Source organism: Paraburkholderia sediminicola, from assembly GCF_046027355.1.
Lineage (GTDB): Bacteria > Pseudomonadota > Gammaproteobacteria > Burkholderiales > Burkholderiaceae > Paraburkholderia > Paraburkholderia sediminicola_B.
The window spans coordinates 112,466-132,512 of record NZ_JAQQEK010000009.1 but is presented as its reverse complement, the minus strand read 5'-3'; the positions used below and the strand labels follow the sequence as shown (position 1 = coordinate 132,512).

At 63.8% G+C, this 20,047-nt stretch carries 19 protein-coding genes and 1 riboswitch; of the genes, 10 read left to right on the top strand and 9 right to left on the bottom strand.

What is annotated here, in order from left to right; translation table 11 throughout:
* Positions 1-8: 8 nt before the first annotated feature.
* From PQR42_RS17500 to PQR42_RS17480, 5 genes are all read right to left on the bottom strand, one after another.
* The gene (locus PQR42_RS17500) at positions 9-938 is read right to left on the bottom strand and encodes an EamA family transporter (RefSeq protein ID WP_408387246.1); all 930 of its coding nucleotides are present in this window, start codon (positions 936-938) and stop codon (positions 9-11) included.
* 366 nt (positions 939-1,304) lie between these two features.
* The gene (locus PQR42_RS17495) at positions 1,305-1,550 is read right to left on the bottom strand and encodes a pentapeptide MXKDX repeat protein (protein ID WP_408203583.1); all 246 of its coding nucleotides are present in this window, start codon (positions 1,548-1,550) and stop codon (positions 1,305-1,307) included.
* A 118-nt stretch (positions 1,551-1,668) separates the two neighbouring features.
* Positions 1,669-2,460, bottom strand: coding sequence for a molybdopterin-dependent oxidoreductase (locus tag PQR42_RS17490; protein ID WP_408387247.1), 792 nt, complete (start codon positions 2,458-2,460; stop codon positions 1,669-1,671).
* Positions 2,461-2,500: 40 nt separating this feature from the next.
* Positions 2,501-3,142 carry a cytochrome b/b6 domain-containing protein gene (locus PQR42_RS17485; protein ID WP_408387248.1) on the bottom strand — a complete coding sequence of 214 codons (642 nt, stop codon included), beginning with the start codon at positions 3,140-3,142 and terminating at the stop codon, positions 2,501-2,503.
* Positions 3,143-3,172: 30 nt separating this feature from the next.
* Complete coding sequence (locus tag PQR42_RS17480) at positions 3,173-4,018, bottom strand: DUF1223 domain-containing protein (RefSeq protein ID WP_408387249.1); 846 nt, start codon at positions 4,016-4,018, stop codon at positions 3,173-3,175.
* A gap of 436 nt (positions 4,019-4,454) precedes the next feature.
* On the opposite strand from PQR42_RS17480, the gene PQR42_RS17475 reads away from it, so the two are divergent.
* From PQR42_RS17475 to PQR42_RS17450, 6 genes are all read left to right on the top strand, one after another.
* Positions 4,455-4,865: a GreA/GreB family elongation factor gene (locus tag PQR42_RS17475; RefSeq protein WP_408203575.1), complete on the top strand. Its 411-nt coding sequence runs from the start codon at positions 4,455-4,457 to the stop codon at positions 4,863-4,865.
* Positions 4,866-5,016: 151 nt separating this feature from the next.
* Positions 5,017-5,135, top strand: a riboswitch (TPP riboswitch).
* 140 nt (positions 5,136-5,275) lie between these two features.
* Positions 5,276-7,207: a phosphomethylpyrimidine synthase ThiC gene (thiC, locus tag PQR42_RS17470; RefSeq protein WP_408203573.1), complete on the top strand. Its 1,932-nt coding sequence runs from the start codon at positions 5,276-5,278 to the stop codon at positions 7,205-7,207.
* A gap of 256 nt (positions 7,208-7,463) precedes the next feature.
* The gene (locus tag PQR42_RS17465; RefSeq protein ID WP_408203571.1) at positions 7,464-7,676 is read left to right on the top strand and encodes a YMGG-like glycine zipper-containing protein; all 213 of its coding nucleotides are present in this window, start codon (positions 7,464-7,466) and stop codon (positions 7,674-7,676) included.
* A 261-nt stretch (positions 7,677-7,937) separates the two neighbouring features.
* Positions 7,938-8,438 carry a hypothetical protein gene (locus PQR42_RS17460; protein ID WP_408203569.1) on the top strand — a complete coding sequence of 167 codons (501 nt, stop codon included), beginning with the start codon at positions 7,938-7,940 and terminating at the stop codon, positions 8,436-8,438.
* Between the two features lie 321 nt (positions 8,439-8,759).
* Complete coding sequence (locus PQR42_RS17455) at positions 8,760-10,358, top strand: L-lactate permease (RefSeq protein ID WP_408203567.1); 1,599 nt, start codon at positions 8,760-8,762, stop codon at positions 10,356-10,358.
* A gap of 404 nt (positions 10,359-10,762) precedes the next feature.
* Positions 10,763-11,689 carry a DMT family transporter gene (locus PQR42_RS17450; RefSeq protein ID WP_408203565.1) on the top strand — a complete coding sequence of 309 codons (927 nt, stop codon included), beginning with the start codon at positions 10,763-10,765 and terminating at the stop codon, positions 11,687-11,689.
* A gap of 468 nt (positions 11,690-12,157) precedes the next feature.
* Here the strand turns inward: PQR42_RS17450 and PQR42_RS17445 are convergent, their stop codons facing one another.
* Together PQR42_RS17445 and bamC are read right to left on the bottom strand one after the other, a co-directional pair.
* Entirely contained in the window at positions 12,158-12,313 is a 156-nt protein-coding gene (locus PQR42_RS17445) for a hypothetical protein (RefSeq protein WP_408203563.1), read from the bottom strand.
* Between the two features lie 177 nt (positions 12,314-12,490).
* Positions 12,491-13,723, bottom strand: a complete 1,233-nt coding sequence (bamC, locus tag PQR42_RS17440) for an NlpB/DapX family lipoprotein (RefSeq protein ID WP_408387251.1) — start codon at positions 13,721-13,723, stop codon at positions 12,491-12,493.
* Between the two features lie 460 nt (positions 13,724-14,183).
* Between bamC and PQR42_RS17435 the strand changes: the two genes are divergently transcribed.
* From PQR42_RS17435 to PQR42_RS17425, 3 genes are all read left to right on the top strand, one after another.
* On the top strand, positions 14,184-14,648 hold the full coding sequence (locus PQR42_RS17435; protein WP_408387252.1) for a DUF2844 domain-containing protein: 465 nt from the start codon (positions 14,184-14,186) through the stop codon (positions 14,646-14,648).
* A gap of 63 nt (positions 14,649-14,711) precedes the next feature.
* The gene (locus PQR42_RS17430) at positions 14,712-15,992 is read left to right on the top strand and encodes a DUF3443 domain-containing protein (protein WP_408387253.1); all 1,281 of its coding nucleotides are present in this window, start codon (positions 14,712-14,714) and stop codon (positions 15,990-15,992) included.
* A 139-nt stretch (positions 15,993-16,131) separates the two neighbouring features.
* Positions 16,132-18,009, top strand: a complete 1,878-nt coding sequence (locus PQR42_RS17425; RefSeq protein ID WP_408387254.1) for a glycosyl transferase family 1 — start codon at positions 16,132-16,134, stop codon at positions 18,007-18,009.
* A 93-nt stretch (positions 18,010-18,102) separates the two neighbouring features.
* Here the strand turns inward: PQR42_RS17425 and PQR42_RS17420 are convergent, their stop codons facing one another.
* Positions 18,103-18,579 carry a hypothetical protein gene (locus PQR42_RS17420; RefSeq protein WP_408387255.1) on the bottom strand — a complete coding sequence of 159 codons (477 nt, stop codon included), beginning with the start codon at positions 18,577-18,579 and terminating at the stop codon, positions 18,103-18,105.
* A 286-nt stretch (positions 18,580-18,865) separates the two neighbouring features.
* On the opposite strand from PQR42_RS17420, the gene PQR42_RS17415 reads away from it, so the two are divergent.
* A complete protein-coding gene (locus tag PQR42_RS17415) occupies positions 18,866-19,582 on the top strand; it encodes a cadmium resistance transporter (protein WP_408204313.1) in 717 nt (238 codons plus the stop codon).
* Between the two features lie 126 nt (positions 19,583-19,708).
* On the opposite strand, the gene PQR42_RS17410 is transcribed toward PQR42_RS17415, so the two are convergent.
* A complete protein-coding gene (locus PQR42_RS17410) occupies positions 19,709-20,038 on the bottom strand; it encodes a hypothetical protein (RefSeq protein WP_408203551.1) in 330 nt (109 codons plus the stop codon).
* Between the last annotated feature and the right edge of the window lie 9 nt (positions 20,039-20,047).

Here is a 20,047-nt window from a genome sequence, read left to right as displayed (position 1 = left end):
GGCACAACTCAGGCGCGCCCCTTCTTCCGGTAATCGAACCAGAAAGACAGCCCGACGCTCGCCAGAATCACGATCGTCGCGATCACCGTGGCGTGAGTCACCGGCTCGCCGAGCAGCAGCGCGCCAAGCGCCACGGCCACCACCGGATTCACATACATGCAACTGCTGGCGATGATCGGGCTGGTGTGCCGGATCAGAAAACCGTACGCGACATAGGCGGCCATCGTCCCGATCAGCATCAGGTAGATGAACGCCAGCATCGGCAGAAAATGCACCTCGAGCATCCGCTCGCCCGAGACCCACGCGACCAGCGTCGACATCGCGCCGCCCAGGCCGATTTGCAGCGACGTCGACAGAAACAGGTCCGAAGGCAGCTTCAGACGACCGGCCAGATGCGCGCCGCCCGCCCAGAAAAGCGCGCCGCACAGAATCGCCAGGCTGCCGCCCGCCGAGCCGGGCGCGCTGTCGCCGTGGCTGAGAATCGCAATGCCGACCAGACCGAGGCCGACCGCGAACCACTCGCCCCGGCCGATCTTGCGCCCCGCCACCGCCGCGATCACTGTCGCGAACAGCGGCACGGTCGCGACCATCACCGCCGCGGTGCCGGTGCCGACGGTGCGCATCCCATAGGCGAGCATGCCGCTCGACAAACCGACCAGCATGGTGCCGACGAGGCCCGCATTGCGGATCTCGGCGGCGCTCGGCCAGACCGGATTGCGGCGCGCCGCGAACACGAACAGCCCTATGCCGGCGAACAGATTACGCAGCCCCGAGAGCAGCAGCGGCGGGAACGAACCCAGCGCGACGTGCACGGCGAGATACGTCGAACCCCACACGAGATAGACGACGGCGAGCGCGAGCGCGATCTGCCCGTTGCGCGACTGCGGCAGACGGATCGGGAAACCACGCGGAAAACGGCTTGGGAGTTGCAGCGACATGCGTTCAACCCGCCCATGCCGCTCGAGGTGCTGCGCCCCCGCTAAAGACCCTGTGGCGGGATGGCGGACACCGCATCGGCGATGCGGTCTGACGGGCGAGGCTGGCGGACATGTCGGTGGAACGGAAGGACGATAGATGGCCAATGGGGCCACAACGCCGCGGCGATCGAGAGCAATCGAGCCACGGCGAACACGCGCCGAATGTTTGGCGCGCATCGCATTATGCAGTAAGCGCCCACCGCGTCGCTTGAAAGAATCGTAACTTTTTGGCGTACTTGCAACAGAAAGCCGGGGACGTGCCCCGGCTTTTCTGTTGCGCCGACCAACGGCGCGTTCGAGCTATGCAGCTTGCATCGTCAGGGCGGCTCAGTTGGCCATGGCGCCCGACGCTTCGTGCTTCATGCCCATCGCGTCGCCCTTTTTCATCTTGTCGTGCTTCATCGTGTCCTTCTTCATGCCGTCCTTCGACATGCTGTCTTTGGACATGGAATCCTTCGACATGGTGTCCTTCGACATCGCATCGTTGGACATGGCGCCGCTTGCCTGGGCGAACGCAGCGCCGCCGCTGGTGAGGAGAGCGACGGCGAGTGCTGCGATTGCGAACTTTTTCATGAGATGACTCCGTGAGTTGTGGATGAATCAGAACCGGCCATTCCGATAGCCGGCGTGTTTCCGAAGCCTCTGCCGCCCGGGGTCGCGCAGCCGTTTCAGCGGCGCCGACCCGCGCGCGTCAGGAGCCTCCGAACCAGTTGTAGCCCTGGTCGACCCAATAGCCGCCGGGGTACGTGTTGGTGACGAACATCTCGACGATGTGCTTCGGATTCTTGTAGCCGAGCTTGGTCGGCATGCGCAGCTTCATCGGGAAGCCGTATTTCGCGGGCAGACGCTCGCCGTCGTACGAAAAGGTGAGCAGCGTTTGCGGATGCAGCGCGGTCGGCATGTCGATGCTTTCGTAGTAGTCGTCGGCGCATTTGAAGCCGACGTATTTGGCACTCGTGTCCGCGCCGATGCGCCGCAGAAAGTCGCTGAACGGCGTGCCGCCCCAGCGGCCGATCGCGCTCCACCCTTCCACGCAGATATGCCGCGTGATCTGCTCGGCGTGCGGCAGCGCGTATAGCTCGGGCAAGGACCAGACGCGCTGGCCGGTCACGAGTCCGCTGATCTTCAGCCGGTAGTCGGCGCCGTTCACCTCGGGCACGTCGTCGATACCGTAGAACGCGTTGAACGGAAACGGCCGCGTGATCTGCGCTTCGGTGTAGGTCGGCGCAAGTTGCTTCGGATCGAACAGCGCGGCTTGCGCGCGGTCGTTCAGGCGCGAGACGGCGGTGAGAAACGTGTTGACCGAGTCGTCATCGGTGAGCGAGCAGCTGGTCAGCATCGACAGGCCGCCGAGTGTCAAAAGCCGTTTGCCGAACAGGCGCCGCGACGGCATCGCGAGTTCGCGGCGGGCGTCGATCAGGATTGATTCGCGGTCGAGCTTCTGGCCAACAGAGTGAGTTGAGTTTCGAGCGGGTTTGTTCATGATTCGATATCCGTAACGTTCGCTTCAGCGGATAAATGGCTCAGCGTCCGCGCAACATGGCGAGCAGCGAGCGCGGCACGAGCGCTACCATCACCAGATGCACGGCGATGAACGCAGCCATCAGCGACATCGCGCAGAAGTGGACGATGCGCGCGTTGTCGTAGCCGCCCATCAGTTCGCGCAGCAGCGGAAACTGCACCGACTTCCAGATCGCGAGACCCGAGAGCACCAGCACGATCAGATCGCAAACCACGAACAGGTAGGCGAATTTCTGCACCGCGTTGTAGACGCGCAAGTCGGCGTGCGAGAGCTTGCCGCTCAACGCGGCGATGAAATCGTGCAGCACGGCACGCGGCGACACCGGCAGGAACTTGCGCACGAAACGCCCGCTCGCGAGGTTCAACGCGAGATACAGCAAGCCGTTGAAGACCAGCAGCCACATCGCCGCGAAATGCCACTGCAGCGCGCCGCCGAGCCAGCCGCCGAGCGTGATGCCGGTCGGAAAACGGAACGCGGGGAAGATCGGCGAGGCGTCGTAGATGCGCCAGCCCGAGAGCATCATCAGGATGGCCGCGAGCGCGTTGAGCCAATGCGTGAGACGCACCCACAGCGGATGGATCGCACCGCTTTTTTTCGGCTTGGCCGACGGCACAGTGTCGCGAAGTGCATGATGGGTTGCCATGAAACTCTCCTGTGAAGCAAGACGCCACGATCAATGGCACGCGGCCAGTTCGGCCACCTGCAGGACATCGCCGGTCGCCGCGTTTTCGACGAAGGCGACCACGCCGAAGCGGTCGGCGGGCGCGTTGACGTTGGCATCCGCGGCGCCGTCCTGGATGCGGATATCGCGGCGGATCTGCGCGTTGCCCGCGACCAGCGGCACCGGACCGATCCATTGCCGCACGACTCGTTCGTGATGTAAGGTGACGCCGCTGTTTTCGCCGGCGCCGACTTGCGAGCTCAGCGAGTTTTCATAAACGGCGAGGTAGGCGTCCAGTTGGCCTGCCGTGTCCGCTGCCTTGCTGGTGAATTGCGCCGCGACATTGAATGCGCCCGGCGTCTGCTGCGCTTTGAGCTCCAGCGCGACATTCGCTTGCGCAGGCTCGGCGACGACCTTGCCGATGCGGCTCTGGAAACTGTCGGGTTGCGACCAGCTACGCAGTTCGCGTCCGGAGACAAAGATTTCCGGCGTGTAGATGGTGTGCCCACCGGCAAGATCGGTGAGCGCTTGCTGACGTTCGGTGAAGCGACGTTGCGAGAAGCGGTCAGTCCAGCCGAGGCTGTTCCAATAGTCCACGTGGAGCGCCAACGGCACGATGCTTTCGGTCGCGCCGCTGTTTTTCCATTGGCTCAGCCAGTTATCGGCGGGCGGGCAGCTGTTGCAGCCTTCGCTGCTGTACAACTCGACCAGCGCCACGCGATGCGCCGGGCTGTGCGCGCTGCAGACGGCGCTGGCCGCGGTCGCGAGGCCGCTGGCCGCGAGCGTGGTCAGCGCAAGAGCGAGCGCGACGATTCGGGTGAAGAGCCGATAGTCTCGGCGGGGTCCGGCGGTTTGCATGACGTGCTCCGATCAGGATCTGCACGTTTGTCGAACCGCACGGCCGGTTATGACAGTCCGTTTGCAACTTTTTTCTTCAAACTGGAACGCGTCGAGAGACGCACGACCCCGTGCTAACATTGAGCTTTCGATCGCGCCCATTCAGATTGATGGCGGCGCCCTCTCCACTCTCTTTCGCTACCTGCCGGCTACCTCGATGCGCTTTCCGAATTCCCGTGCCTTCTCCCGCTTGCGCCCCCGTCGCGCAACCGGTTGCGCGCGCGCGGAACTCACGCCGTGTCGCGCCGGCGAGCCGTCCCGAACGCTCCCGCTCCACGCCGCCCGGCGCCCGATTTAACGCTGCTCGCTCCATTGCCTGAGCCGCGTTGTCGGGCTCCGGGCCGATCTCATCCGCACGCTGTTCCCTCAAAATGCAGATCGAATTGGAGTACCCCTCGTGAAAAAGACGAAAACCTGTTACCTCACCGAACTCGACGTCGCCCGTCTCGAGAAACATGCGGCCGCGCCCGGCGCCGACACGCGTTTGCAGGACATGCTCGACGACGTGCTGGAACGCGCCGTGATCGTCGAGTCACGCGAGATTCCGGCCAACGTCGTCACGATGAACTCGCAAGCCACGCTGGTCGACGAAACCAGCGGCGAGCACATGACCTGGACGGTGGTCTATCCGCCCAATGCGGACTTCGCGCACGGCCGCCTGAATGTGTTCTCGCCCGCAGGCCTCGCCCTGCTCGGCGCCAAACGCGGTGAGCGCATCCGCTTCACGCCGCCGAGCGGCACGGAGAAAGTGCTGAAGCTGGAAAAGATCCTGTTTCAACCCGAAGCCGCCGACGATTTCACGCTGTAAGCAACGCTCGCGCGCAACGCAAAACTTTTGCCGCGTCATCTCCGGCTGCCCCGTCCGTACAAGAAAAGTACGTGGCGGCCCGCTATTATTTCCGTCATCCGACTTTTCAAGATGGGTTGCCAAGCAGCGGGCGACCGGTGTATCGTGTGCGCTGCTAACGCGGGGGTCCTGCGTCGCACGGAGGTTGGAGGTCCGTGCTGCGTGGGTGAGAAATACCCTTTGAACCTGATCTGGATAATGCCAGCGCAGGGAAGCGTACGGATCTCGCACCCCAGCTTTAACGCCTCACCTCTCGCGATTTCCGACAACTTCCGTCTCGTCTCCTGCTTAGCCGCCCCCATAACGCCGTGCTGTGCATGGGACCGGAGTAAGCGCTAAAGCGCCAACTCCGGTCGACACAGGAGATATAGATGAACGCCAATCCGAAGTTCCTTTCCGCCGACGCTCACGTCGACGAAGCCGCTGTCGCGCCGCTGCCGAATTCCCGCAAGGTCTACGTGACCGGCTCGCGTCCCGATATCCGCGTGCCGATGCGCGAAATCTCGCAGGCCGACACGCCCGACAGCTTCGGCGGAGAGAAGAACCCGCCGGTCTATGTCTACGATACGTCGGGCCCCTACTCGGATCCGGAAGCGAAAATCGACATCCGCGCCGGTCTGCCCGCACTGCGCCAGGCCTGGATCGAAGAACGCGGCGACACGGAAGCGCTGACCGGCCTGTCGAGCGACTTCAGCCGCGAACGCGCCGCCGACACGGCCACCGCGGATCTGCGCTTCAAGGGCCTGCATCGCACGCCGCGCCGCGCGATCGCCGGCAAGAACGTCTCGCAGATGCATTACGCGCGTCAAGGCATCATCACGCCGGAAATGGAATACATCGCGATCCGCGAGAACCAGCGCCGCGCCGAGTATCTGGAGAGCCTGAAGACGAGCGGCCCGAACGGCGAAAAGCTCGCAGCGATGATGGGCCGCCAGCATCCGGGCCAGGCGTTCGGTGCGAGCGCGTTCGGTCCGAACGGCCTCACGGCGATCACGCCGGAGTTCGTGCGCGAGGAAGTGGCGCGCGGCCGCGCGATCATCCCGAACAACATCAACCACCCGGAAAGCGAGCCGATGATCATCGGCCGCAACTTCCTCGTGAAGGTGAATGCGAACATCGGCAACTCGGCGGTGACGTCCTCCATCGGCGAGGAAGTCGACAAGATGACGTGGGCGATCCGCTGGGGCGGCGATACGGTGATGGATCTCTCCACCGGCAAGCACATCCACGAAACGCGCGAGTGGATCATCCGCAATTCGCCGGTGCCGATCGGCACGGTGCCGATCTATCAGGCGCTCGAAAAGGTCAACGGCAAGGCCGAAGACCTGACGTGGGAAATCTTCCGCGACACGCTGATCGAACAGGCCGAGCAAGGCGTCGACTACTTCACGATTCACGCGGGCGTGCGTCTGCAATACGTGCCGCTGACGGCCAAGCGCATGACCGGCATCGTCTCGCGCGGCGGCTCGATCATGGCGAAGTGGTGCCTGGCTCACCACAAGGAAAGCTTCCTGTACGAGCACTTCGAAGACATCTGCGAAATCATGAAGGCGTATGACGTGGCCTTCTCGCTCGGCGACGGCCTGCGTCCCGGCTCGATCTACGACGCCAACGACGAAGCGCAGCTCGGCGAACTGAAGACGCTCGGCGAACTCACGCAGATCGCGTGGAAGCACGACGTGCAGACCATGATCGAAGGCCCCGGCCACGTGCCGATGCAGCTCATCAAGGAGAACATGGACCTGCAACTGGAATGGTGTGACGAAGCGCCGTTCTACACGCTCGGACCGTTGACCACCGACATCGCGCCGGGCTACGACCACATCACGTCGGGCATTGGCGCCGCGATGATCGGCTGGTTCGGCACGGCCATGCTCTGCTATGTCACCCCGAAGGAACACCTTGGGCTGCCGAACAAGGATGACGTCAAGACCGGCATCATCACCTACAAGCTCGCCGCGCACGCCGCCGATCTGGCGAAGGGCCATCCGGGTGCGCAGGTGCGTGATAACGCGCTCTCCAAGGCGCGTTTCGAATTCCGTTGGGAAGACCAGTTCAACCTCGGTCTCGATCCGGACAAGGCGCGCGAATTCCACGACGAAACGCTGCCGAAGGACTCGGCCAAGGTCGCGCACTTCTGCTCGATGTGTGGCCCGCACTTCTGCTCGATGAAGATCACTCAGGACGTGCGCGAGTTCGCCGCGCAACAAGGCGTCACCGACGACGAAGCGCTGAAGAAAGGCATGGAAGTGAAGTCGATCGAGTTCATGAAGAAAGGCGCTGAGATTTATCAGCGGCAGTAAGGTTCGGGTCGCGGATCGAGCGTCATTGTTACGCCACTCGATCCGCCAGACCACTGCATTGCAGCATCGAAGCCCGCCACTGGCGGGCTTTTGCGTTTATCGAGTCCGGGCACGCAGCATGCTGGGTGAAGGGAAACATTTGATTACGAAACCGTCGGTTCGCTGACAGGCGCAACCATCCGGATACGGGATGCGGCGATAACATCAAATGCAAGGGGTGGGAGTACTTCCAACCATAACTACTGGAGTCGACATCATGAAATCGATACGTCAAATCGGTACGTTCGCGGCCATCGTGGCCGTCGTGGTGAGTCTTTCCGCATGTGAAGGCATGAGCCGTCAGGGACGCGATACGGCAATCGGCGCGGGCTTGGGTGGCGCGGCGGGCGCGGCCGTTGGAGGCAACGCGCTGTCGACGCTCGGCGGCGCGGCGGCGGGCGGCGTCATCGGGCATGAGGTCGGCAAGTAAAGCGCACGACATGCGTCAGATGTGATGCGAGCGTGGGTTGAGCGATGCTCCGCCCACGCCACATTTAACCGGCCGCGCGTCTCATGCAGGCGCGCACTACGCAGTTCCGCAGTTCGATCGCGCAATTCAATCGTTTCGTTCGATGCGCTGCAATGAGGTGAAATAAGCCGTTACGGTTTTGCAATCCTGTTGGCGCCACGCCGGCGTAAGCTGGTGCCGTGACGCCCCAATGGCGGCGTTCGATTCAACCAGGAGCGCGTCATGAAGTCCCGCCTCATCAACACGGTGTGTGCGATCGGCCAGCGGTTGCCGCTGCGCTTTTCCCAGTCTCTTCCTCGTCTTTCGCAAACAGGCATGGCGCTCGGTGGCGCGGTCTGTGTTCTGACATTGTCCGGGTGCTATTACCCGTATGGTTACTATCCGGCGGGCTACTCGCCGTATTACGCGACGGTCCCCGCTGCGGGAACCCAGCAGGCAGTACCGGTCGGGCAAGACGATTACTCCGCGGCGCAACAGCAGCAGCAAGCGCAGCAGCTGCAACAGGCGCAGACGGGTCAGCAAGGCCCGCCGCCGACTTACGCGGTCGCCGCCCCGCCCGTTTATGTGGCACCGGCTCCCGTCTACTATCCGCCGCCGGTCTACCCAGCTTACTACGGCTATCCGGGTTGGTACGGACCGTCGGTCTCGATCGGCGTCGGTTTTGGTGGTTACTGGGGCGGTCACGGTGGTGGTGGATGGGGTGGCCACGGCCATTGGCACTAACGCCCGCCTGCACGATTCAACCTGACTGGACTTTCACGACGCGCTCGCGCGGCAAATTCCCGCCGTGCGGTGCCTCCACGACATCGCGCGCGGCCCAGCCCGCGCAAGACGCGCTCCCAGCGCCCGTCTGCTTCGCCCGTAGTTTCCCTTCTTGACGCAGCCCGACTGGGTTCTATGCTTGGTAAGCCACACTCAGTACCCGTTTAAATAAGCGATCCCGGCCGCTCCCATGTGCCGCGGACGCCCATCCGTCCTGCCATAGCGACGCGCTCCGTAGTGCGTGGTGCCGCGTCGAGTCCTAACAACAACGAAGGAGACGTGATGTTTCACCAACTACTCACTCCGGTCGGCAATTCGCTATTGCCCTCGTTCCTCGTCGCGGCATTGCCGATCATCGTCGTGTTGCTTCTGCTTGGCTGGGCGCGCCGGCCGGCATGGCAGGCCTCGCTCGCGGGGTTGATCGTCGGCTTGATCGTGGCGGTCCTTGTCTGGCAGTTTCCGGTAGGACTCGCGGTCGATTCGGTGGTCGCCGGCGCGGTGTTCGCCTGCTGGCCGGTCATGTGGATCGTGTTCACGGCGATCCTGCTTTACAACATCTCGCAGCGCTCAGGCCGCTTCGCGGCCTTTCGCATGTGGATGATCGACAACCTGCCGAACGACCGGCGCGTGGTGCTGGTGGTCATCGGGTTTTCGTTCGGCGCGCTGCTCGAAGGGATTTCCGGCTTCGGCACGCCGGTTGCCATCACCAGTTCGCTGCTGATTCTGCTCGGCTTTCCCACGCTCGAAGCACTCACCTTCACGCTGATCTTCAATACCGCGCCGGTCGCCTTCGGCGCGCTCGGCGTTCCGATCACCGTGCTCGGCGCGGTCACGCACCTGCCGGCCGATTCGCTCGCCAAGATGGTCGGCCGCCAGTTGCCGTTCTTCGCTTTCCTGTTGCCCTTCTACGTGATCGGCGTCTATGCGGGCTTTCGCAACATGCTGCGGGTGTGGCCGGTGCTGCTGGTGTCGGGCGCGAGCTTCGCTCTGACGCAGTTCGTCGCCTCGAACTACGTGAACTACAGCCTGACCGACGTGTTGTCGTCGATGGTCTCGCTCATTCTGACGATCGCCTTCCTGCGCGTCTGGAAGCCCGCGGCGGATCCGAAGTTCGCGGTCAACATCGACCGTGTGGGCGAAGTGCGCGGCAAGATCGGCGGCGGCCAGGGCTGGTATCCGTGGATCATCGTGTCGGTGGTCGTGATCGTCTGGACCGTGGCGAAAATCTTCCTGATCGGCGACGTCAAGGTGCCGTGGCCCGGGCTCGACAAGGCCGTGTTCATCACGCTGTACAACACGCCGTACGGCGCGGTGTGGGACTTCCAGCCGCTCGCCACCGGCACGGCGATACTCGTCGCCGCGCTGATCACCGCGTTCGTGGTCAAACTGAGCCCGCGCGAGTTCGGCGCGGCCATCGCCGACACGTGGGTGCAGACGCGCATAGCCATCCTGACGGTGGCGACCATCGTCGGGCTCGCGTATCTGATGAACTACTCGGGGCTCACGTACACGCTCGGGCTGGGCGTCGCGTCGGTCGGGCCGTTCTTTCCGCTGGTGTCGGCGTTCCTCGGCTGGGTCGCGGTGTTCCTGTCCGGCAGCGACACGTCGGGCAACGCGCTGTTCGGCAACCTGCAGGTGGTGGCGGCCAATCAGCTGAACCTCAACCCGATTCTGATGGCGGCGACGAATTCGTCGGGCGGCGTGATGGGCAAGATGATCTCGCCGCAGAACATCTCGACCGGGGTGGCGACCACCGAACTCAAAGGCAAGGAAGGCGTGGTGTTCGCCAAAACCTTCAAGCATTCGATTCTGTTGACGGTGCTGCTTGGTGTGCTGGTGTGGCTGCAGCAGAATTACCTGCAGTGGATGATTCCGCATTGAGGCGCGTTGGGCGGGTTGCCCGGCTTCCACAACCCGCCTGATTGACCCACTGTCGCTAACCGGCGGCCGCGCGCTCTCCAGCGCGTGCCGCTTCGGCGATGCGAGGATGAACGCACCTGCCATTCGCGACTGATGCGCTGCCGCAAAATAATTCACGATTTTCGCTCAGGCTCCTCGCCTGCCCAAGCGTTTCAGCCCCGTCCCACCGCCTTGATCGTACTATTTCTCACATCAGCGTGAGAATTGCTCGTTTTGCGCAAGCCGTCGCTGCGCTTACGATGGACAATTACAGACGCCTTTCCTCTCCCAGATCTTGCCGTTTCATTCCAGCGTGAAACGTTTCGCACGATTGCGCTGCTACGATGCGCAGGCGTCTCGACTCAACCGCGCGCGGCGCCACCACGATGAATGCTAAAAACCTGCTGCAGTTGCTGATCCTCGCCGCCCTGTGGGGCGCCTCGTTCCTGTTTATCCGCGTCGGCGTCACCGACTTCGGCGTGGCGCCGTTGATGGCGCTGCGCGTCGGCATCGGCGCGGCCTTTCTCGCGATCGTGCTGCTCGCGCGACGCCCGCTGCGCCAATCCGCGACGATCCTGCGCACCCGGGCCTTCCCGCTGCTGGTCGTCGGCATTCTGAATTCGGCGGCGCCCTTCTGCCTGTTCGCCTATGCGGAGTTGACGCTGTCGGCGGGCGTCACGTCCGTGATCAATGCGAGCACGCCGCTGTGGGGCGCGCTGGTCGGCTTTCTGTGGCTGCGCGACAGACTGAGCGCGCTGCGCACGCTCGGTCTGGTGATCGGCTTTCTCGGCGTGTTGATGCTGGTGTGGGATCAGATCGCCGCGCCGAACGGCACGCCGGCCACCCCGCTCACCACCGCGCTCGCGGCCGGCGCCGCGCTCGGCGCCACGCTGCTGTATGGCATCGCCGCCAACTACACCAAGCGCCACCTGACTGGCGTCGACGCGCTCACCGTCGCCACCGGCACGATGACCGGCGCCACCATCGTGTTGCTGCCGCTCGCCGTGATCTACTGGCCGGCGGCGCCGATCTCGCTGCACGCATGGGGCGCGGTGATCGCGCTCGGCGTCGCCTGTACCGGCGTCGCGTATATGCTGTTCTTCCATCTGATCGCGGTGGTCGGACCGGCGCGCGCGATTACGGTGACCTTCGTCATTCCGATCTTCGGCATTCTGTGGGGCGCGCTGTTTCTCGGCGAAAGCGTCTCGCCCGGCATGCTGGAAGGTTGCGGCGTGATTCTGGTCGGCACTGCGCTCGCCACCGGCGTGATCAAGCGTCTGCCGTGGATCGGCACGCGCCGCGCCGATACCTGAAACCCGCTTCAGCTTCATTTCGCGCGACGCTTGCCCGGCGTCGCCGACTCTTATCCCTTTGGCTATCCCGCCGGCGCCGCAACGAATCCCACGGACAAAAAAATAGCCCGCACTCCATCGGGCGTGCGGGCGAAACCGTCGCCCCACGAGGATAGGCGACCGGGCCACCGAGGCCGCGCGCCACGCGCGCAGGCCGTCATCGGGCGAAGCATCGGTTCGTCGGCCGATGCTGGAATGGCTTGGGATCGTCGATCGAGATTCGCTGCGAACTCACGTCGGATCACTCAATCCGGCCCCATGAGGCTATAAGAGCAGCTTGAGTGCCAGTTTTGTTAAACCGCTACCAACCAACGTCAACCGCTTGATTTTTATAGACTTTTCAGCGGAGGGAGGCTTGGAAAGTTACGTCACCGGGGTAACGTCACGTTACATGCGGCCGCACGAGGCGGCCGCATCGGTGAGACGGTTTCAAGGCATCGGCCATTTCGTGCGCTGCGTCGCGCCATGCCGAACCCGCAAGCCGGCCGGCGGCCGCGATTCACGCGGGCTCAAAGCCGCGCCGCATACAAGCGCCAGGACGAGCAAGCTCGCCGCCCACATCCAGTAAGGAATCACGTCGAACATGGCCATCTCCCGTCGAATTCCGGTTCGGACCGGTATTCAGGAATTCAAGCAAAAGACGTGCGCGCGCATTGGACGATGTCTTGCCGGCCACGCACCGCCTGAAAACTAGAGCGTAAAAAAACCCGCCCGGCGTGATCCCCGGGCGGGTTTTCAGACAGCGTCCAGCCTGCTGCAGCCTTAGTGCAACTGGTCGGCCATCAGACTCATGATCTGCTTGGCCTGCGGGCTCTGGTCGATCGTGCCCTTGTCGTCGACCACGGCCACGCGCGTCTGGTTAGGCGTCACCGCGCGCACGTTCACCAGATACTGCTTGGCAACTTTTTCCTTCTTGCCGTGGAAAACCTGGCTCCAGAAGCCTTGTTCGGCCGATGTCATATCCTTCGGATCGACGTAGCGCACGAAGTACAGGCCGCGGGTCAGGTCGCGATCGTCGACAGTGAAGTTGCTGCGGTCGAGCGCGAGGCCCACGCGCAACCATGCGCGGTCGTACGGCTCGCCGAGCGTGAGCTCCGTCGACGAGAGCTGCGCGTCGGTGTTGTTCGCCGAGTCCGCATCCGGCATGGGTTGCTGGGCGGACAACGCGACGTTTTGCGCCGCCGTGGCCGCAGCGGCCGACTTGGCGCCCGCCGTGGCCGCGTTCGGCGCCGTTTGCGCGCCGGCCGACAGGTCGGCGTTTTGCGCGTCAGCCGGTTTCGTGCGCGAATCGGCCAGCGCCAACGCTGCCATCAACCGCTTCAGATATTCCTGTTCGAGGCCCGGATCGTTCGGCTTCGCCACCCACGTGCTCGAATCGTTGTTCGTGCCGGTCAGCGCCTCACGCATGCCCTTCTGGCTGATGAACACGTACGTGCCGCCGTTCGGCGCCGTTTCCAGACGCGTGCGGTACTTGTTGCGCTCCGAGGTCACGTAGCTGTTGCCCATGGCCTTGGACAGCGTGTTGCGGATCAGGCCTTCGTTGATCTGCGCGTGGGTTTCGTTCCAGTCGGTTTCCATCACGCCCTTGTCGCGCTGGTCGACCACCAGCAGGAAGCCCTGTTCCTGCCAGAAGCGGCGGATCTGCGCCCATGCCTGGTCGGGCGCCTTGTTGTCGATGACGAGCCAGCTTTCCGTGCCGTCGCGCTGGATATGCATGCCGTTGACCGCCGGCGCCACCACCACGGAATTGGCCGACGGGGCTTGCGCCTGAACCTGCTTGAGCGTGGACAACGAGGTTTCGCCGCCCTGCGGGGGCAACGAACGCTGATCGGCCGTCTCATCGATCATGTTCGGCGGTACGGCAAGTGACACTTGCTTCGATTTCGAGTCGCTCTTGTAGTCGACTTTGGTCGGCGACGAGGTGCCGCAGCCGGCGACCAGACCGCCTGCCATCAGCATTACTGCAAACCGCTTGGTAAGACGAAGATCAGTCATGTTCGGGGAATCCTTCCGCTACGCCACGGCAAGTTTCCGTGGATCAACCCAACATTTTACCGATCCCGGCGAGTCATGTGCAAAAACCCGGGTTTGCCCGTGAATTGAGCACCGTGAGACGTGCGCAAACGACGCGGGATTGACGCGTGCGAAGGATACCGAAGCGCCTCTTCCGTCAACGTTTCCGTGAGTCGCAACAGCCTAGTTTTCGCGCCTGAAAATGGCCCAGCGCGCGGCAAATTTAACAATTGCCCACACTTCCCAATGGGCTGTCAGATGCGCCCTACGTGATCGTCAGATCATTGATTCGACAGCACTTTCCGCGGCCTTCGCCGAGTCAATTTTGATATATCGAAATTGACTGAATGCCGCTTCAGATAACGGTCTGAAAACCCGAGTGATATCTTGAAATGGACAACTCAAGAAGCCTTTGAGCCCTCCATCCACGGGACCGACCGACATGCCCTTGCCTACCCTTACCCCGAATCTCGCTGCCTCGGCGATCGCGGTTGCCGCGTTATGCGCGAGCCTCGACGCGCGCGCCGAATTGGGCGGCGCCATGCCGGCTCAGGCGGATGCGAGCGCGAGCGCGCCGCGCGCCATGTTGAACGGGGCGCTGCGCATGCGCACGCTGACCGACGCGGGCAACACGACCATCAACGAGTACGCGACGAACACCGGCCAGATCATCGCCTACGCGTGGCAAGGCCCAACCATGCCAGACCTGCGCGCGCTGCTCGGAAAGTACGCCGCCTCGTATCGCATCGGCGCCGCCACGGCGACGGCGGACGGCAATCTGCATGTGTCGCGCGTGGCGCGGCCGGACGTGATCGTGGAATCCGGCGGCCCGATGCGCGGCTACGTGGGCCGCGCATGGCTGCCCGCGGCGCTGCCGCCCGGCGTCACGACTGACGATTTTCAGTGATGCGCAAGCACAAGCACTCAGCACCAGCATCGCCACCACGCCTCGACGAGCACTGACCACGCCATGAAATCCGCCCTTCCCCTTTATGCCCTTCTGCTGGCTTGCGCCGCCTTCGCGGGATGCGGCGGTGGCGGAGGTTCGCCGGCCGCAACATCCCAGACTGGCGCGGCCGCCCCGGCCAGCAGCCCGGGCGCTGGCAGCGCGCCGGTAGCCGCCGCGCCGCCTGCCGCCTCGAGCGCGAGCCCGACCGCCTCCGTGCCGCAGTCGAATACACCGAACGTCCAGCCGATCGCCGTCACCGCCGCACCGGGTCTGACGCGCAACATGCTGACGACGAGCATCACCGTCTGCCAGCCCGCCACCAGCAATTGCGCGACGATCGACAACATCCAGGTCGACACCGGTTCGCACGGCCTGCGGATTCTCGCGTCCGCACTGCCGGCAGCCCTGCCGCTCGAGGCAGTCGCGTCGGGCAGCGGAGTCGCTGGCGAATGCGCGGTGTTCGGCGGCGGCTACACCTGGGGCGCGGTGCGCAGCGCGGACGTGCGCATGGCCGGCCAGTTGGCCGCGTCGATCCCGATCCAGACGATCGCCGACCCGGCGGTGCCCACCGTGCCCGCCGACTGCGCGGGCTCCGGCCGCGCCATGCAGACGGTGGCCGGCTTGCGCTCGAACGGCATTCTCGGCGTGGGCCTGTTCGCGGCCGACTGCGGCGGCGGCTGCGTCAACGCCGCGCTGCCGCGCTGGTACTACAGTTGCGACGCCGGTGGCGCCTGCCTCGCCAGCACGCAAGCGCTGGCGCAGCAGGTGACCAACCCGGTCAGCCGCTTTGCGCTCGACAACAACGGCGTGGTGATCGACCTGCCGGCCATCGCCGATGCCGGCGCGGCCAGCGTATCGGGTTCGATGATCTTCGGCATCGGCACCCAGGCCAACAACACGCTGAACGGCGCCAGCGTCCTCAAGGCGAATTCGGTGACGGGCTACATCGTCACCACGAGCGGTGGACAGACTTATTCGCAGAGCTATGTCGACAGCGGCTCGAACGGGCTGTTCTTCCAGACTAGCCAGTTTCCGCGGTGCGGCTTCTGGTACTGCCCGGCTTCGATTCAAGCCGCGAACGCCGCGATCACCGGTACGGACGGCGCGTCGAACACGGTGTCGTTCGCGATCGGCAATTCGAGCGCGCTGTTCGCGTCGTCGAATAACGCTTTCAACAATCTGGCCGGCGTGGCCAGCAGCGGTTTCGGCTGGGGCTTGCCATTCTTCTTCGGACGACGCGTCTATACGGCGATCGCCTCGCGCGAGACGTCGGCGGGCCCGGGGCCTTACTACGCGTTCTGAACGGACGGCTTCTTTCGACGCCGAAATTTCTCAAAACCACCTGGCGGACAGATTTGGTACGCATCGGCTGAGATAATTTCACCTTCCGGCTAACTCCATCCCAATTAGTTAGTCATGCAAATCCTGGAATTGTCGGCAGATGGAAGAACCCACTTTTTCGCTCGATCATTTCGAGCAGCTCGTCTACACGCGGCAGCATGTCAAAGCCGTGATCCAGTTCATTGCCGCGCTGGCGCTCCTTCAGCAGAAGCGCGGCGAACTGGACGGCAGCTTTCTTGCCTCGGGCATCGCCGAGCTGCCGCCTGACGAGCAACGCAAGCGCTTCTGCACACGGCTCGCGAGCGCGGCGTCGACGCTGTTCGCCGACCCGACGTTCCAGTTGCCGCCCGAGTGTTTCAGATTGCTTCTGACACTGCACGAATGGGTCGGACTCGTGTTCGCCTGCACGCCGTTCGGCAATGCGGACCATGTGGCCCGTTACCTGAATCCGCGTGGCGCGGACAACGCCGAGTTTCTGTCCGGCGACAGCTTCATCGAAAAGCTCTGCACGCTCTACTCGACCGAGTCCGAACTGGAACTCGACTTCGCCGCGCTGTGGGCGTACGACAAATCGCTCGCCGCCTGTCTTGCCCTCGTTTTGCTGGCGCCGGTCTTCAAGGGTTCGGCGAACGCGCATATCAAGCGCGAAGCGCTGATGGAATGGCTACCCGGCAAACTGCGGCAGATCGACGACCTCGACGATCTGCCGACCGCCCTGCTGCACAACGCCTATATGTTCTGCAGCTACGCGGACACGCCGCGTCGGCACGAGATCAAGCGGGACATCAACGCGCTGGTGCGGCGCAAGCTGGATCAATTAGGGCTGACCGACATTTCCGCGGCGAACCCAGCCCGCGCGAAAAGCCGCAAGCAGCATGGCAAAAAACCGCTGATGGTGGTTGTGCTCGAGTGGTTCGGCGGCGCCCATTCGATCTACCGCACGCACTCGCGCACGCTCGAAGCCGCGCGCGAGCATTTCGAAGTGGTGGCCTTCGGCTTCGGTTACGCCATCGACGATATTGGACGCGCGGTGTTCGACCGTTTCATCGAACTGGAGGAGCCGGAATATATCGGCGAATGTCTGAAAACGATTCGCGACTTTGCCGAGGCGGAACAGCCTGACGTGCTCTATATGCCGAGCGTCGGCATGTTCGCGCTCACGGTGTTCATGTCGAATCTGCGTATTGCGCCGCTGCAGATCGCCGGCCTCGGCCACCCGGCCACGACTCACTCCGACAAGATCGACTACGTCAGCGTCGAGGAAGACTATGTCGGCGATCCCGCCTGCTTCAGCGAACGTTTGATGAAGCTGCCGAAAGACGGCCAACCGTACCGGCCGTCGGTGGCGCTGCCGAACATCGTCGCCGAGATTCCGCCGTCACGCGAAACGTTGGAGATCGTCATCACGGCCAGCGCGATGAAGCTCAACCCCGGCTTTCTCGGAGCATGCCGTGAGATCGGCGCGCGCACGGCGACGCCGGTCCAGTTTCACTTCATGAGCGGCGTGCCCTTCGGTTTGCCGCTCGAGCGCATGCGCGAGGTGATCCGCCAGACACTGCCGCGCGCCGTCGTGCACGGCTTTCGCGAATACGCGGGCTATCTGGCGCGCGTCAATCGCTCCGATCTGTTTCTCAGCCCGTTTCCGTTCGGCAATACCAACGGCATCGTCGACGCGCTCACGCTGGGCTTGCCCGGCATCTGCAAGCGCGGGCCGGAAGTGTTCGAGCGGATCGACGGCGCGCTGTTCGAACGTGTGGGCATGCCGTCGTGGGCCACGGCGGAGAGCGTCGAGGATTACATCGCCGCCGCCGTGCGGATGATCGACGCGCATGGCGAGCGCACAGCCTTGCGGCAGCGTTTAATCGATACGCGGGCAGTGGAACGTTGCTTTGAAGGGCGGCCGCAGGCGTTCGGTGAATGTGTGCTGGAACGGGTGCGGGGAAAGCAACGCCGGCGCAAGGAAGAAGAGAGGGTTTGAGGTTCGGCGCCGCTCAGTGCGCTACCCCGTCGCACGATGGCCGGCGTCACGAGATTATCCGGTGCCGGGCCGCCGTACGCGTCCGCCGATACGCTACTCGGTCGCGTTGGGGCTCGCCGTTACAAGATCAGCCGGCGCCAGCCAGTTGAACACGTCCAGCGTCGGCCCGTGGAAAGTGCACTCCGCGGCCGCTGGCGTGACGGTCTTCTGAGGTTTGGCAGACTTAAGCGAAAGCGCTGTTGCCGATGCATCTGATGCACCTGCTCCCCCAGCAGTCACAGCAGTCACAACGGAAGCCGCCGGCGCACCCGAAGCCGCAAGCGGCGCACTGGCTGCACCCGCCGCGGACGCGGGGACTCCCACATGCTCGATCGATCCTTCAACCACCACTCGCGAGCCATAGATACCCGCGCCCGCATGAGTGATCTTCAGCGGATCCGACGACGTTTCGGCCAGCTTGCTTCGCATCAACTGCTCGCACGCGTCCGTGTTCTTATAGACGGTCGTGCAGGCCGCCAGCAGCGCAGAAGCGGTCATGACGCAGGCGATAGAGAGAATCCGAATCTTCATTGGTGTTCCGTTTTTCAAGCCGTCGGCAATTGTAGCTTACGGCCTGCTTGAGCGGCACCGACCTCGAGCGCCGGCAGCGCGCGGGCCGCGTATGGCGATCGACACTTTCACCGCGCATCCGGCGCGCCCGAAACCCAGTGACCGCTTGACCGCGGCGGCCCACATCGGCATCGTGTTGACCGGCCGCCATCCGATCGGCGCGCTGCCGACTTTGCGACGGGGCTTCGCGACGCACATCGCTTCGCCTTGTCACGCTTTCTCACTGTGTGCCGACCGGCTTTCCCGCATGTTCAGCCTTGCCCTGCTCGCCATCGCGGGTTACACCGCCACCAACATCGACAACCTGTTCGTGCTGCTCGCCTTCCTGGCGGAAGCCGGCGACGAGCGGCGTCGAGTGATCGCCGGGCAGTATGCCGGCTCGCTGGCCTTGATCGTGGGATCGATGCTGCTCGCCGCATTGCTCAAGCACTTGCCGGCTGGTTATGTCGGTTTGCTCGGCATTTTGCCGATCGGCGTGGGGCTCGGCAAAGCGTGGGAGCGCTTTGGTCCCGTCAACGCACAGCAGGAAGAAACGGCGCGAACCGGAACGGGGCCACGCGCATCGTCCGGGCCGGCCAGCTCGGGGCATTCGGCTAGTGCACCTGACGCGGCCAAGGCAGCGAATCAGGCGAGCCAGCCCGCTCCCACCACCCCACCGCCCGCACGCCGCACCTCATCCTGGTGGACTATCGCCTGCGTGGCCGTCGCCAACGGTTCCGACAATCTCGCCGTCTATGTGCCCTTGTACGCCAGCCATTCGCACAGCGAGGGCGCGTTCATCTCGCTCGTCTTCATCGTGATGATCGGGCTCTGGTGCGCCGGCGCGGTGTGGCTCGTGGAGCATCCGTTGCTGGGCGCGCCGATCCGGCGCCATGGCACCGCGCTGCTACCGCTGATCCTGGTGATCATCGGCGTCGCGGTGATCGCGCAGAACGATACGCTGCGGATCGTGTTCGGACTCTGACGCGTGCCCGTATGTGGGCCACACGCGGCCATCATCCGAAAAAATCTCAATTGAAGAACACGGTCTGTGCAGGGATGCGCTGCAGTCCAACGCGCGATGCGGCACGACCGTCGTCCGCGCGAGCGATCAATTCGACGGCATTTGCGGTTGCACGTAGGTGCGCACGCCGGCGAGCGGTGAACCATAACCGCCGGAATTGGTGTGATTCGGCAAACCGTTGACCAGTTGCGCGCGCGGGTCGGTCGGATTCAGGTTCATTTCGCCTGCCTGCTGGTTGCCGTGCGTCGGATATTCGCTGCCGCGCGCCGCATTCGGCATCAAACGCGTGCTGTTTTGCGGCGCGTTCATATCGTCCTGCGGACTCAGACCCTGCGCCCCCGCCTGCGCCGCAATCGCGCACGCGGCCGCGCACAGTAAAACCCGCCCTACCCGCGACATCGTCGATGTTCGTTTCATACCTGCCTC

Coding starts and splice junctions, on each gene's coding strand:
- PQR42_RS17500 (WP_408387246.1), bottom strand. CDS start 938: ATGTCGCTGCAACTCCCAAGCCGTTTTCCGCGTGGTTTCCCGATCCGT.
- PQR42_RS17495 (WP_408203583.1), bottom strand. CDS start 1,550: ATGAAAAAGTTCGCAATCGCAGCACTCGCCGTCGCTCTCCTCACCAGC.
- PQR42_RS17490 (WP_408387247.1), bottom strand. CDS start 2,460: ATGAACAAACCCGCTCGAAACTCAACTCACTCTGTTGGCCAGAAGCTC.
- PQR42_RS17485 (WP_408387248.1), bottom strand. CDS start 3,142: ATGGCAACCCATCATGCACTTCGCGACACTGTGCCGTCGGCCAAGCCG.
- PQR42_RS17480 (WP_408387249.1), bottom strand. CDS start 4,018: ATGCAAACCGCCGGACCCCGCCGAGACTATCGGCTCTTCACCCGAATC.
- thiC (WP_408203573.1), top strand. CDS start 5,276: ATGAACGCCAATCCGAAGTTCCTTTCCGCCGACGCTCACGTCGACGAA.
- PQR42_RS17465 (WP_408203571.1), top strand. CDS start 7,464: ATGAAATCGATACGTCAAATCGGTACGTTCGCGGCCATCGTGGCCGTC.
- PQR42_RS17460 (WP_408203569.1), top strand. CDS start 7,938: ATGAAGTCCCGCCTCATCAACACGGTGTGTGCGATCGGCCAGCGGTTG.
- PQR42_RS17455 (WP_408203567.1), top strand. CDS start 8,760: ATGTTTCACCAACTACTCACTCCGGTCGGCAATTCGCTATTGCCCTCG.
- PQR42_RS17450 (WP_408203565.1), top strand. CDS start 10,763: ATGAATGCTAAAAACCTGCTGCAGTTGCTGATCCTCGCCGCCCTGTGG.
- PQR42_RS17445 (WP_408203563.1), bottom strand. CDS start 12,313: ATGTTCGACGTGATTCCTTACTGGATGTGGGCGGCGAGCTTGCTCGTC.
- bamC (WP_408387251.1), bottom strand. CDS start 13,723: ATGACTGATCTTCGTCTTACCAAGCGGTTTGCAGTAATGCTGATGGCA.
- PQR42_RS17435 (WP_408387252.1), top strand. CDS start 14,184: ATGCCCTTGCCTACCCTTACCCCGAATCTCGCTGCCTCGGCGATCGCG.
- PQR42_RS17430 (WP_408387253.1), top strand. CDS start 14,712: ATGAAATCCGCCCTTCCCCTTTATGCCCTTCTGCTGGCTTGCGCCGCC.
- PQR42_RS17425 (WP_408387254.1), top strand. CDS start 16,132: ATGGAAGAACCCACTTTTTCGCTCGATCATTTCGAGCAGCTCGTCTAC.
- PQR42_RS17420 (WP_408387255.1), bottom strand. CDS start 18,579: ATGAAGATTCGGATTCTCTCTATCGCCTGCGTCATGACCGCTTCTGCG.
- PQR42_RS17415 (WP_408204313.1), top strand. CDS start 18,866: ATGTTCAGCCTTGCCCTGCTCGCCATCGCGGGTTACACCGCCACCAAC.
- PQR42_RS17410 (WP_408203551.1), bottom strand. CDS start 20,038: ATGAAACGAACATCGACGATGTCGCGGGTAGGGCGGGTTTTACTGTGC.